The 9915-nt window shown below is 42.6% G+C and carries 18 protein-coding genes; 15 read left to right on the forward strand and 3 right to left on the reverse strand.

Going from position 1 to position 9915, the window contains the following annotated elements; translation table 11 throughout:
- The first annotated feature begins 109 nt into the window (after positions 1 to 109).
- From E5S67_RS22560 to E5S67_RS22605, 10 genes are all read left to right on the forward strand, one after another.
- Positions 110 to 358 (forward strand): hypothetical protein, encoded by a 249-nt coding sequence (locus E5S67_RS22560; RefSeq protein WP_172190611.1) that lies wholly within the window; start codon positions 110 to 112, stop codon positions 356 to 358.
- Positions 355 to 690, forward strand: a complete 336-nt coding sequence (locus tag E5S67_RS22565; protein ID WP_172190612.1) for a hypothetical protein — start codon at positions 355 to 357, stop codon at positions 688 to 690. The genes E5S67_RS22560 and E5S67_RS22565 overlap by 4 nt, the downstream gene beginning before the upstream one ends.
- A gap of 71 nt (positions 691 to 761) precedes the next feature.
- Complete coding sequence (locus E5S67_RS22570; RefSeq protein WP_216670648.1) at positions 762 to 1082, forward strand: hypothetical protein; 321 nt, start codon at positions 762 to 764, stop codon at positions 1080 to 1082.
- Positions 1069 to 1734 carry an MT-A70 family methyltransferase gene (locus E5S67_RS22575; protein WP_216670649.1) on the forward strand — a complete coding sequence of 222 codons (666 nt, stop codon included), beginning with the start codon at positions 1069 to 1071 and terminating at the stop codon, positions 1732 to 1734. The genes E5S67_RS22570 and E5S67_RS22575 overlap by 14 nt, the downstream gene beginning before the upstream one ends.
- 11 nt (positions 1735 to 1745) lie before the next feature.
- Positions 1746 to 1940, forward strand: coding sequence for a hypothetical protein (locus tag E5S67_RS22580; RefSeq protein WP_172190614.1), 195 nt, complete (start codon positions 1746 to 1748; stop codon positions 1938 to 1940).
- 88 nt (positions 1941 to 2028) lie between these two features.
- A complete protein-coding gene (locus E5S67_RS22585) occupies positions 2029 to 2352 on the forward strand; it encodes a hypothetical protein (RefSeq protein WP_172190615.1) in 324 nt (107 codons plus the stop codon).
- A gap of 33 nt (positions 2353 to 2385) precedes the next feature.
- Positions 2386 to 2769, forward strand: a complete 384-nt coding sequence (locus E5S67_RS22590) for a hypothetical protein (protein ID WP_172190616.1) — start codon at positions 2386 to 2388, stop codon at positions 2767 to 2769.
- Positions 2770 to 2814: 45 nt separating this feature from the next.
- Positions 2815 to 3162: a hypothetical protein gene (locus E5S67_RS22595; protein WP_172190617.1), complete on the forward strand. Its 348-nt coding sequence runs from the start codon at positions 2815 to 2817 to the stop codon at positions 3160 to 3162.
- Between the two features lie 248 nt (positions 3163 to 3410).
- Positions 3411 to 3893, forward strand: a complete 483-nt coding sequence (locus E5S67_RS22600; protein WP_172190618.1) for a DUF1822 family protein — start codon at positions 3411 to 3413, stop codon at positions 3891 to 3893.
- A 71-nt stretch (positions 3894 to 3964) separates the two neighbouring features.
- Entirely contained in the window at positions 3965 to 4390 is a 426-nt protein-coding gene (locus E5S67_RS22605) for a hypothetical protein (protein WP_216670650.1), read from the forward strand.
- Here E5S67_RS22605 and E5S67_RS22610 read toward each other — a convergent pair.
- Both E5S67_RS22610 and E5S67_RS22615 read right to left on the reverse strand, forming a co-directional pair.
- Positions 4387 to 4542, reverse strand: coding sequence for a hypothetical protein (locus tag E5S67_RS22610; RefSeq protein ID WP_172190620.1), 156 nt, complete (start codon positions 4540 to 4542; stop codon positions 4387 to 4389). The genes E5S67_RS22605 and E5S67_RS22610 overlap by 4 nt on opposite strands.
- Positions 4520 to 5026: a hypothetical protein gene (locus tag E5S67_RS22615; protein WP_216670651.1), complete on the reverse strand. Its 507-nt coding sequence runs from the start codon at positions 5024 to 5026 to the stop codon at positions 4520 to 4522. Before E5S67_RS22615 ends, E5S67_RS22610 begins: the two co-directional genes overlap by 23 nt.
- A 462-nt stretch (positions 5027 to 5488) precedes the next feature.
- Here E5S67_RS22615 and E5S67_RS22620 point away from each other — a divergent pair, with 462 nt between their 5' ends.
- On the forward strand, positions 5489 to 5896 hold the full coding sequence (locus tag E5S67_RS22620; RefSeq protein ID WP_172190622.1) for a hypothetical protein: 408 nt from the start codon (positions 5489 to 5491) through the stop codon (positions 5894 to 5896).
- Between the two features lie 274 nt (positions 5897 to 6170).
- Here E5S67_RS22620 and E5S67_RS32630 read toward each other — a convergent pair whose 3' ends face one another.
- Positions 6171 to 6350, reverse strand: coding sequence for a hypothetical protein (locus E5S67_RS32630; protein WP_216670652.1), 180 nt, complete (start codon positions 6348 to 6350; stop codon positions 6171 to 6173).
- Here E5S67_RS32630 and E5S67_RS22630 point away from each other — a divergent pair.
- The 4 genes from E5S67_RS22630 to E5S67_RS22645 all read left to right on the forward strand — a co-directional run bounded on the left by E5S67_RS22630 (position 6349) and on the right by E5S67_RS22645 (position 9843).
- Positions 6349 to 6579: an HNH endonuclease signature motif containing protein gene (locus E5S67_RS22630; RefSeq protein WP_172190624.1), complete on the forward strand. Its 231-nt coding sequence runs from the start codon at positions 6349 to 6351 to the stop codon at positions 6577 to 6579. The two genes, E5S67_RS32630 and E5S67_RS22630, sit on opposite strands and share 2 nt — an antisense overlap.
- A gap of 800 nt (positions 6580 to 7379) precedes the next feature.
- Positions 7380 to 7523, forward strand: coding sequence for a hypothetical protein (locus E5S67_RS22635; RefSeq protein ID WP_172190625.1), 144 nt, complete (start codon positions 7380 to 7382; stop codon positions 7521 to 7523).
- Between the two features lie 11 nt (positions 7524 to 7534).
- A complete protein-coding gene (locus E5S67_RS22640; RefSeq protein WP_216670653.1) occupies positions 7535 to 8920 on the forward strand; it encodes a lamin tail domain-containing protein in 1386 nt (461 codons plus the stop codon).
- Positions 8921 to 9549: 629 nt separating this feature from the next.
- Positions 9550 to 9843, forward strand: a complete 294-nt coding sequence (locus tag E5S67_RS22645) for an SDR family NAD(P)-dependent oxidoreductase (RefSeq protein ID WP_172190628.1) — start codon at positions 9550 to 9552, stop codon at positions 9841 to 9843.
- Positions 9844 to 9915: the final 72 nt, after the last annotated feature.

A 9915-nucleotide genomic window follows, 5' to 3' on the forward strand; every position in this document is an offset into this window, starting at 1 on the left:
TTTGGGGTATTGAGTCTTGAAACTCAGAGGAAAGAAACCGAAATTTTCCAACAAACTACTCAACAAACTACTGAACAAAAAACAGACGCCGAAATCGGACAATTCAAAAATGAAACACATAGTTGTCCTGAAGATAATTGATGAACCAAAACCTCATAAGTCGATCGTCATTGAAGAACTGCCCCTGATATTAACTTGGCGGGGAATGTATTTTCAATTCAATCGGAAACTGTATTTTCCTACAAGTTCTTGCACAAAATCTATTTACAACGAAGTAAATGGCTGTTCTTTAGCTGCAATTTCTACACCGGAAATTGTTGTTGAGAATGAGCCGGATGAAACTCAGGAGACAGAATGATAGAACCTGAAGATCAAGCAGAATACCAAAAGTTCCGCCAAGAAATGTTGGAAATATTCAAGAAAGCCCAAAATATTTCAATCCGAGATTTTGCAGTTGAAATCTTGACTGGTGCAATCATGGATGAAAAACCCTATGTGGCGATCGCATCCATGATGATAGAGCATTCAACTCCTCTAAGAGGAGAAGAAAAGAGGCTGGTTTTAGAAAGATTTCTCGAAGAAGGGCGGAAAAAAGACGGTGACACTTCTCTGATAGAAGCAGCCCTAAAGCTTATCGCTGATGGATTGATTATCCATTACCAACAAGCTGTTGTCGCAGAGCCAAACTAATTTCCCCGCCCATTGAGCAATCCAATTAACCCTAATTAGCACTAACACCAATGTTAAACCCTCGTGAGCCAATGCTTTCAGAACTTATAGTCTCTATCCAAAATCTGTTCAGAGAAGCAGAAACAAACAACTTATCCGAGGTACAATTTGCAGTCAAAATCTGGATGGGAACCATGCACGGTGTTATTCCAGAAAAAACTTTAGTGTCGATACTGTTTGAAAAAGCAGCTCAGGTCACACCAGAAGAAAGCTATCGCATGATTTATGATTTGGCTTTTGATTCATTGTTAGGAAAGGAAGAAGCCATTAGAAGCGCATTTCAGTTAATTATCACAGGCTTGGAAATCATAAACCAAGAATCAATAATGAGGAAAGTCCGTGACAGCAATTAACTACAAAGTAGACGATCGAATTGGGCAACTGAAGTTGTTAATCGCACTTCAGTTTCTTCCCGATCTTCCTCCAATTCCGCAAAAGGATTACCGACTGATTGTACTCGATCCTCCGTGGCGGTTCTCTCTCCGAGAAGCCGACAAAACTCACCGGGGCAGGTGCAGCTACCCATCCATGAAAGATGAAGAAATTCTGAAGATGCCAATTTATGATATCGCCCACGAACACGCTTATGTGCTGTTGTGGGTGACGAACAACCATCAATACCTCGGCTTCCGGTGCTTAGAGAAATGGGGATTTACGCATCGATCGACTTTCACCTGGGAGAAGGTCACGAAGGATGGCAGACCCCACATCGGAATGGGTCACTACGGGCGCAACTGCACTGAGCACTTCCTGGTAGCTACCAAAGGCGAACCAGGGAGTTTTAGTACCCACGGTCTGACCAACATCCCCAACATCATTCGAGCCCGGAGAGGTAAGCATTCTCAGAAGCCGGAAGAGTTTTGGACGATCGCAAATCAACTCGCAGAAAAACTGGAGAGTTGTGAGGAATTGGGGCGATTGTCGCAGCCGTCGAGGATTGAGTTGTTTGCCAGGGAACAACGCTCGAACTGGGATTGCTGGGGTGCTGAAGTTAATAGAATTTGAGAAACTGAAAAATGACTAATTTGACTAATTCTGAAATTGTTCACAAACACATTCATTCACATCCTGAAGCATTCCTTGAAGCTCTCGAATCTGCTTCACCCGAAACCCGGAAAGCTGTACGGGCTCATCTTCAAACTTTGCCCGAAGTAGAAGTTGACAATCAACAAGAGTCAGTAACGCCCTCTGAGGAAATTGAAAAAATTTGAAGCATCAAATAAAGTGAGCCTGGACAACTCCCAGGTTCACTTTCTGTAATGCTTTGCTTTGTGGCTTTGAGTTTTTTAGGAGGGGAATATGAGTCAGTTCCAAATGCAAAAATTAGAAGGAGTTTGGCTAAATGACCAAGGAAAATCAATTCCTTATACCAAAGAAAGCTATGATATTACCAATGATGAGCTGAGTAATTATTCGATTGAAGTTACCAAATGGTCGAAAAATACCACAATCTCAATTTCGATTGTGACTTCCGATAAAGGAATTGATGATGACTGGGAAACACGTTCTCTCACTGAGTCAATTCATCGCTTAGCAAAAATGCCTCATTCAGAATTTGATTCGCAAAAAGCAGAATTGATTGCTAGAGCGATCGATTTAATTACCAATTGGACAGAAAACTAACAGCGCATTACTGGGTCGCTCCCAGTTTCAACAATGTATTACGTTTTAATTGACAACGACCAAAACATTAAAGTTTGCACTACAGAGAAGATGCTCACAACAGACGAAATTCAAACTTTGGTTGGCATTGAAGGAGAGCCAGCTACTTTTGAAGTGCTAGATTCTTCTAACTTCTGTGATCCCAAGATTGTCATAATTTGTGATAATGACCTAGAACCGAAAGGGCTAAAACCGACTTGTGTAACTAAAAAGGGAGACGTGATTTTCGGTCAGGTAGTTATTCTTGGAACTAACAACTCACTATTAGATTTGTGTTTCCTAAATCTTGAGCAAGTAAAAATGGTGAAAGAAGAACTCAAACTACACCAAAAACTACCCAAGCCCGAAAAGGATTTTAGTGCTTCGCTGCGGGATTGAGATTTTCTGTAATTCAACACCGTTTTACGACAGGAGCCGTCCCAGATGCCATTTTACATTTTAGTTAACTCAACAGGAATTGAAGAAGAAGTAGCAACTGAACTTCCCCAACTGCCAGAACTTCAAAAACTTGTAGGATTTCCAGGGGAAGAAGCTTACTTGGAACCTGTCTATCAATGTTACTCTGACCCGTCAATCGTCATTCTGTGTGATGAGGAGTTCTTGCGGAAAGCTTGTCAGCCAACTATGCTTACTCCGAAGCGGGTCATCCTTCAGGGACAGCTTCTCGTTGTGGCGATCGATCCACAGATTGAAGATTTCTGTCTGTTGACTCAGCAGCAGGTAGAGCTTGTGAAACGAGAAACCAAACTCTATCAAGCAACTCCACAGTAGCTATAACAGAATTATGCCCCCATTCCTGGGGCGTGATTGCAACTTATCAAACAAAGCAACTGCCAAAGGGACAACAACCCAGAAAAAGGATAAGAATCTCTACCGAAGCTACGATTAAATCTATTTTTTTTCGGATTTGTTTAATAGTCGCTCGATTCGTTCCGCGCTTTCCCCCAGCAGCAACAGCGGGAGTAATACCCCGCTATGCTTCGCTTTTAGGGTGTGACTTAGTTGAGAAGGCACCAAAAATGGAAGATGATTTGACGGAATGGACGATCGACCCGGAAATCTACAATTTAGCTTTAGCTTTTGCTTCAGAGCAAGCTGATTTAAAGAAAGGTCAACAAGTTTTCTACAATACGCTAACAGTGTGGGCGGTCAATCATCTCTTGGGATGGATGGAATTTGAAACCATTTTAGACAAAGATGAGAGTGAGAATCAGGTACTTCAAGGAATTTTAGATGTTGCTGATTTGATGCTACCAGGAATCGGGAAGATTGAATGTTGTAGAATTGGTGAAGGAGAAACAGAGATTTCTGTTCCAGTCCAAGACGATTGCATTGCCTATATCTTTGTCCAAATTGTTGACTCATTTGATAAAGTCAAACTTTTGGGCTTTTTCCCGGCTGCCGGCATCCACGGTGATACTGTAGAAATTTCCGTTGCCGACCTTCAGCAATTTAATAACTTATCGGAGTATTTGGAACGCATTGAATTAGGAAATGTGTAATTTTTTGCAAATGGGAAAGTAGTTAAATGCTGGCTGCTTTCCAGCTACTACAAATAGCACCATTGAATAATATGAAAGCTCAACTTGAGGAAATAGCGATCGGACAAGTGGCATCAGTTCTTTGTGTGGCAAGTACAATTTACAGCTCTCCACTTCGTAATTATAAGCATTTTCCGGTACTGCCCATTCTCCCCTATCCTCCCCACTCAGATTCAAAAATCATTGGTTTTGATGACCTACATTTTCACTACGATTACCGTTTCTGGTGGGATGGACTGGCTGAAGAGGTTTTCAATGATTTGATTTATGAAACTCCTGATGACTGGCCATCTCGCATCCAACGGGCGGAGGACGTGATTGGCGAACCGTTCCTGAAAAAAATGGTCTGTGTTCGAGAGATGCCGTTCCTGGCTCCCTCATACAGTTTCATCCCTGATTTGGAGGAAGCTTACAAAGACCACACCCTGGTCAACGACATTTGCCCGCACCAGCCTTAGATCCCGACGGATGCCAGAGGATATGTCCCGGACATGGACTCGGTTTCCGAGACGGCAAAGTCTGCAAACGCAGTCAACAAATTATTTGCGGGATGGGCGATCGCCACCGCCACCCCGCCAGCTTCCGTATCATCTAGAATGCGATTGTTCAATGGCGACTCCTGGCGCTCGCTCCTGATTCATCAAATCCTGTACTTCGTGAGTTAGTCTTTGAGCTTCCTCAGCGCTCAGGGAATCTTTATCATGAAGATTCAGGTAATCAGCGAAAAATCCTGCAATTACATAAGTTTGCCAGATAAACAGTTCATTTTTGGTTCCGGCAATAGGGCGGTCAAAACTTTCACCTACGTGAAATACCGAATTATCTTCAGGATTTCCATAGAATTTGGGTGATTCCTTTTTAATGGGACTGCTGAAAACTCTGTAACGTTTCCTGACAACCGATGTTAAATGGGTAATTTTCACCCCTGGCGGTGGATTATTTTTGTCTCGGTAGTTGCCTTCGTTCATCCAGGAATTGAAAGCATCTATGTTGCCCGATACTTGATATCGATCGCCTTCCTCACTCTGGTTTCCATAGGTAGAAAGTAGCATTTCCTTGAATAACTTAAAAACCTCTTCATCTGATTGGTTCATGGAAAAAGAGCAATTCTTTAAGATTTCTTTACAGTCAGTCAGAACTTTCCAAGAATCTGTTATGTTTGTATGAACTGATAAGGGTTTACTGCTAGCTATATGAGCCTTTTTCCTTCTAATCCCTAAGTAAACTGTGTGTCGATCGCTTATCATCGCCGGAGCAATATAGCAACCAGTAATTAACTTTTGATTTGGATCGAATCCCAATCCAGCCTCTCTTCTACGTTTAGCTTCACCCATATTCCCTCTATACTGACAATAAACATGAAGGTTCTAGTTTAACGCTAACTCCTTATAAAATGGAGAGATACTAAATTTTAGTAAAGAATGTTTTTGACTATGTTTCTAGTAACGTTTCGTGTGTTGTTTCTAGTAACGTTTCTGATGTTACGCTGATGTGGCAAGTTGTACAAATTCGTTATAAGCTTCGCTGTAGAGTATTGATTGCTTACTGGTTTAATTATGAATTCGCTTAATTTGCCCATCCCAGAAAAAGTTGAACAGCAACTGAGACTGTTGCCCGCGACCGATGAAGGTTTGAAGCTCAATAACCACCCAGAGCGAGGAGAAGAACTTGTACCTTGCGAAGTTACGCATGAAATTGTTGCTCCTGATTTCTTCCCTGGAAACACAGCAAAGTTAGTTTTCTATGCAACACAAAATTATGTGACGATGGCGCATTCGCGCCCCGCAAGCTACGGAGAAACGCCCCTTACGATCTATGAAAGTAAGGAAAGTGCTTGGCGTGATGCTTGCTTTGATGCTTGCTTTGAACTCGGTTTACTAAATCGGATTGATGATACTGTTACCAATCGCATCATAGAAAAAGCCACGAAATTAATTAATTCGTTAAAGTGGTGGGCAATTTAATGCGAGTAGAGACTTCATACTAACTCAGTATGGAGTCATTAAAAGTAACTGAAAGCTGCCAATTAACTTCGCTATAAAGTATTATTTTATATGTCTAAACAAGTTAAACAACACTAAAATTAGGGTAGAGCTTATTCAAAAATATCAATCATGAAGTGCGAAATAACTTTTGGCAGATTAATCAAAAATGCCAGGTTGCATTCTCAATTGAGTCAAACAGAACTAGCTCAATAATTGACCGCTCGAACTGGAAGAAATGTAAGTTTATGTGAGATCAGCCGGATTGAAAACGATTGCGCTGATATTCCGCAAGAACAGTGGCAATGGTTAATCCCAGCTCTGGCAGCAGTTTTTGAATCTGATAAAGCCTGGTTTCAGGAAATTTATGATTCAACTCCACTGCAACCTTTGAACACATCTCAAGCAATTTTCCCCGTTTATCTAGAAAAACCATGAGTTACAAAGTTGTTTACTTGCACAGAATTGTTGCCGAACAATCGATCGGCCGCAAGCTCAGACCTGGTGAAATTGTCCATCATCTAGACCATGACAAAACCAATAACTCACCAGACAATCTGGTGGTTTGTTCGAGTGCATCAGTTCATCGCCTGTATCATCTCCAGTCTGGGAGGCAGAGAATGGAAGCCGCTCGACTGGTTAGGCAAGGTGATTTGTGGTTCTGAGGAAAGTCCACGCATCCCTCACAGTACGGATGCGCGGGTCTGCTGGAATCTGATTATCCGAAAAAGAAGAAAAAACGCATGAATACGAAAATGTTGGCAGTCCAGTTTTCTCTGAAAAAGGGTAAAATTATCTTCAACTCAAGCGTCAATTGGGGTTGCGGAATTGTTGTTTTGCCCAGTCAAAAAGTTCGCCGTAGCTGGAATAAGCGGCGCGCACTATTGGGGTAAAGACGAGATACGTGCATTCCGAGGACACGAGATTAAGAAACGTAACAAAAGCTCTTGATGTGCGCTATTACAGGAAGTGGATGCGGGATGAGGCTCCCGAAGCGGTTGCGACGAGCGAGGACGGTAAAGTGCCCTAACCCGGCTTGTGGGTGTGAGATGCCGTTGGTAAGATTATTTGCTCTGTCTGTCAAGAAAGAAAAGGAGACTTGGGTAGAGTTATGTTGTGGAGAGGGTGAAGGGGTTTGAGTAGCAATCGTGCAGAAATTTACGCCAAGCGCTGAAATTTTTGCCAGCACTCCCTAAAGGGCGCGAAACCGCTACTAAGTGGAAATTCTATTGATAGTTGCACGGTTCTCCTGGCTCAAACCGATAATTGCAAGCTAGTTGCACTTAATCCTGGCGAGCGTTGTATTTAATCCTGTCGAGCGTCACATTTACAGTTGCATTTAATTCTGGCTCGTAAGTATCAAGATTGCTGGCTGGAGTGTTTAGATTCTTGCTAAAGGGCTTGTCCCGTTCTCTCCCAATATTTTTTATCATTTTTATCGGACTATTTTGTTTATATTAAGGATATGTCTATAAAAGCGAGCGATGGAGTTGGCATTCCTTTTGTGATTAATAATCTCCACTTAGAAGTGAGGATTTTGTCACAGCAACAACTAGCCATCTTTCCCTGCACCCGCACCAGCAAGTCCATCAACTACTCCGAAGGTTAGGAACCAAGTAAATGAATAAAAAATTAGGCAAAATCTTTCTCGCTAATGATGCTTCAACTTTAAGTAACGTCGGATTTGAACAATCTCCTGACGCGGCAATTTTTGCTAAAAATATTGCGAATTGGTTTACGGGCGGTCGTCCAGGAAATTTTCATTCTTACGCTGACCCGGATGCCGAATCTGAATCGGCTTTAGCAGAGACAATGACTGAAGCTGGTCATACATGGACGGTTGGATATGACATCCCAGAAGATGTGGATGCGATTTTTACACATGAAATTTGTATTGATGAGAATAGAATCAGAGATTTGGTTGGAGCCGGAGGGAACGTTTATTTAGCTGCCGAGACGGAAGATGAGGACTATGCTGAAGCGTATAACTTTAACTGGTTTCTTTGGGAAGTTGGTTTACAGTTTAAAGAAAGCTATAACGGGATTTCAGGAAATCAACCCATTAATAGCGAACATCCGATTTTTGCTGGAGTTAAATCTCTCTATCAACGCAATGGCAGTTCGATTATCGATTTCCAACCTGACGAGCAGGCCAATCAAATTCTCGTTTCTAGTCCTGATGGAGAAGGGCTGTATGCAATACTCGATCTCTCACAGGCAACGCCCCACGTCAGGATTTCGAGGATTTTTTCAGACGGAAGCGTTAAATCCACTGAGGCGGACGAATATATCGCTATTGTCAACGATGGGCTGATTGATATAGATATATCAGGCTGGAAAATTCACACAGACAATCGCAACCAAGAATTCTCTTTTCCTACGGGGACAGTATTGAAAAAAGGAGCTGAGTGTCGAGTTTATACTAACGAGGTGCATCCCGAATCAGGCTGCTTCTCTTTCGGTAGCAAACGCTCTGTTTGGAATAACTCTTCAGACGAGGGAAGGCTTTTGGATGCGATGGGAAACTTGATGTCTAGCTATGCTTATACTGAGCACAGTCAAAAACTGTCTAATCTAACTTCATCCCTTGGCTTAGACAATCTAATTCTAGAGGCAGATCCAGAAGCGATTGAGGCACAGAAAGCTTTAGGCGGTCAGGTAACTTTTGAGGAAGCATTAACTTCAGCATACGATAGCTTTGAACTTGACAACTCACAAGAAGGCTCGGTTCTAGACACGATCGCTGATAATGCTGCGGCTGTGGGTGTGCCCTACGCCTATTTTAACGGCGACCATTTACCCTCGTCTTACCAATATCTGCGAAAACCCACCACTAAAATTACCCTGTGTACTCCAGAGACACCGATGCTCCCAACAAAAGGGGAAAGCATAGAAGCTAACTGGATATTTATGTTACAAATTCCTGAACTCAACACAGTACATTGGGCGATTATTGACCGTTTGGGCGAAGAAGAAGTGTACAACTACGGTCGCAAATTGTCCTGAGCGAGAGGCTTTTGTCTAAAGGGTGCGGAATGTCGGATTTAATATTTTCCGCAAGAAATCTATCGAAAAGTCTGGGTCAGACCTTTACTTTCCCAGCCTAAAGCTTGTAACCGTTACAGCTTCATCAGAATAGAAAATATTTTTGATTTTTACCTGGCTCTCTAGCTTTTAGAAGTGGGGGGCCATTTCCAGGCAACGGTGCATCAAACGTCTTGGCAACCAAACCAGCCCCAACAATTTAGCTTTGAGGCAGAAGCTAGAAAGTTACGATCGGCTCCTGGCGTTGGATTTTAGATTTTAGATTTTAGATTTTGGGGTTTTACGTCAAAAAGGCGATCGGCTCACTCTGCAACCCAGGGGGTGCAGGTTGCAGGGTGAGGTTAGGTATCTCAAAGTGCGATTATAGAACCCATTTGACATCTTTGAGGCTGCGAGTCGATCGCCCATTGTCTGTCGATCGTCCGTTGTCTGTTCATCGCTCGGTGTCTGTGCATCGTCAAAATATCTCAAATGGGTTCTATAGGGATATTAGACGAAAATTTTCTCTCTAATAACGAGTTAGCCCGCTGTATGATACTTTGCAGGAAATTGTTATACTGCCCTGTAAAAAAAATCCGCGTTCTATATCCATGAAAGCATTTAACGACAAAGTTGTTCTCGTCACTGGCGGCACTTCTGGTATCGGACGTGCGACAGCCATTGCCTTCGCCCAAGAAGGCGCTAACGTCGTCGTCGCTGGACGACGTGAAAACGAGGGAGCAGAATCCGTCACGCTTATTGAGCAAGCTGGCGGCAAGGGGATTTTTGTACGAGCCGATGTCTCGATAGAAGAAGACGTTGCCAACATGATAGCGCAGACAGTTGATACATTTGGCAGGTTGGACTTTGCTTTCAATAATGCGGGTAAGCTGATACGCAGCTAGATTGTATAATATAAATATAAGATAAGCGAGCATTAGTTATAATGTATGCCAGCCAAAAACCATCTATCTCAA

Origin of the sequence: Microcoleus asticus IPMA8, from assembly GCF_013179805.1 — a bacterium.
Taxonomy (GTDB): domain Bacteria; phylum Cyanobacteriota; class Cyanobacteriia; order Cyanobacteriales; family Microcoleaceae; genus Microcoleus; species Microcoleus asticus.

What these genes read in the sequence shown, in the direction of transcription:
- E5S67_RS22560 (WP_172190611.1), top strand. Translation starts at nt 110, where the DNA reads ATGAAACACATAGTTGTCCTGAAGATAATTGATGAACCAAAACCTCAT.
- E5S67_RS22565 (WP_172190612.1), top strand. Translation starts at nt 355, where the DNA reads ATGATAGAACCTGAAGATCAAGCAGAATACCAAAAGTTCCGCCAAGAA.
- E5S67_RS22570 (WP_216670648.1), top strand. Translation starts at nt 762, where the DNA reads ATGCTTTCAGAACTTATAGTCTCTATCCAAAATCTGTTCAGAGAAGCA.
- E5S67_RS22580 (WP_172190614.1), top strand. Translation starts at nt 1,746, where the DNA reads ATGACTAATTTGACTAATTCTGAAATTGTTCACAAACACATTCATTCA.
- E5S67_RS22585 (WP_172190615.1), top strand. Translation starts at nt 2,029, where the DNA reads ATGAGTCAGTTCCAAATGCAAAAATTAGAAGGAGTTTGGCTAAATGAC.
- E5S67_RS22590 (WP_172190616.1), top strand. Translation starts at nt 2,386, where the DNA reads ATGTATTACGTTTTAATTGACAACGACCAAAACATTAAAGTTTGCACT.
- E5S67_RS22595 (WP_172190617.1), top strand. Translation starts at nt 2,815, where the DNA reads ATGCCATTTTACATTTTAGTTAACTCAACAGGAATTGAAGAAGAAGTA.
- E5S67_RS22600 (WP_172190618.1), top strand. Translation starts at nt 3,411, where the DNA reads ATGGAAGATGATTTGACGGAATGGACGATCGACCCGGAAATCTACAAT.
- E5S67_RS22605 (WP_216670650.1), top strand. Translation starts at nt 3,965, where the DNA reads ATGAAAGCTCAACTTGAGGAAATAGCGATCGGACAAGTGGCATCAGTT.
- E5S67_RS22615 (WP_216670651.1), bottom strand. Translation starts at nt 5,026, where the DNA reads ATGAACCAATCAGATGAAGAGGTTTTTAAGTTATTCAAGGAAATGCTA.
- E5S67_RS22620 (WP_172190622.1), top strand. Translation starts at nt 5,489, where the DNA reads ATGAATTCGCTTAATTTGCCCATCCCAGAAAAAGTTGAACAGCAACTG.
- E5S67_RS22630 (WP_172190624.1), top strand. Translation starts at nt 6,349, where the DNA reads ATGAGTTACAAAGTTGTTTACTTGCACAGAATTGTTGCCGAACAATCG.
- E5S67_RS32630 (WP_216670652.1), bottom strand. Translation starts at nt 6,350, where the DNA reads ATGGTTTTTCTAGATAAACGGGGAAAATTGCTTGAGATGTGTTCAAAG.
- E5S67_RS22635 (WP_172190625.1), top strand. Translation starts at nt 7,380, where the DNA reads ATGTCTATAAAAGCGAGCGATGGAGTTGGCATTCCTTTTGTGATTAAT.
- E5S67_RS22640 (WP_216670653.1), top strand. Translation starts at nt 7,535, where the DNA reads ATGAATAAAAAATTAGGCAAAATCTTTCTCGCTAATGATGCTTCAACT.
- E5S67_RS22645 (WP_172190628.1), top strand. Translation starts at nt 9,550, where the DNA reads ATGAAAGCATTTAACGACAAAGTTGTTCTCGTCACTGGCGGCACTTCT.